Source organism: Haloferax sp. KTX1, assembly GCF_902410085.1.
Taxonomy (GTDB): domain Archaea; phylum Halobacteriota; class Halobacteria; order Halobacteriales; family Haloferacaceae; genus Haloferax; species Haloferax massiliensis.
The window spans coordinates 1-502 of sequence record NZ_CABPRH010000099.1 but is presented as its reverse complement, the minus strand read 5'-3'; the positions used below and the strand labels follow the sequence as shown (position 1 = coordinate 502).

The following is a 502-nucleotide window of genomic DNA, read 5'->3' as shown; positions in this document are numbered from 1 at the left end:
GTATGACGACGTCATGCTCTCGACTGTCTGGGTCAGCTGCGAGAATTTATCCTCGTCCTACCAAGTCGCTGTTGCCCTTGTCAATGAACTACGTGGAGGACAGAACAAAGATCGAATCAGTACCACCGGCTACTCTCAGCAGCGGGTCTTTGATATTCTGTATGAAGAGCTCGACGCGCTTGGTGGGACCGTCGTGATCGTCTTGGACGAAATTGATAACATCGGACACTCTGACGACATCCTCTACGGGCTTCCCCGGGCACGATCGAATGGATACGTCGACGATGTCCGTCCAGTAATCGTTGGTATCAGCAACGACTTTCAGTTCCGGGACAATCTTTCACCGAAGGTCAAGGACACGCTCGCTGAAAAGGAGATTCTGTTTCCGCCGTACGATGCGAATCAACTGCGCTCAATTCTGAACCCGCGCGCCGAGAAAGCGTTCTATAATGATGTTTTATCAGAAGACGCTGTCCCGCTCTGTGCAGCTTTTGCTGCGCAG

General features: G+C 52.0%; 1 pseudogene. It reads left to right on the top strand.

Annotation, left to right across the window (positions count from 1 at the left end):
• Nucleotides 1-502: pseudogene (locus tag FY251_RS20965) on the top strand (cell division control protein Cdc6); the annotation flags it as partial.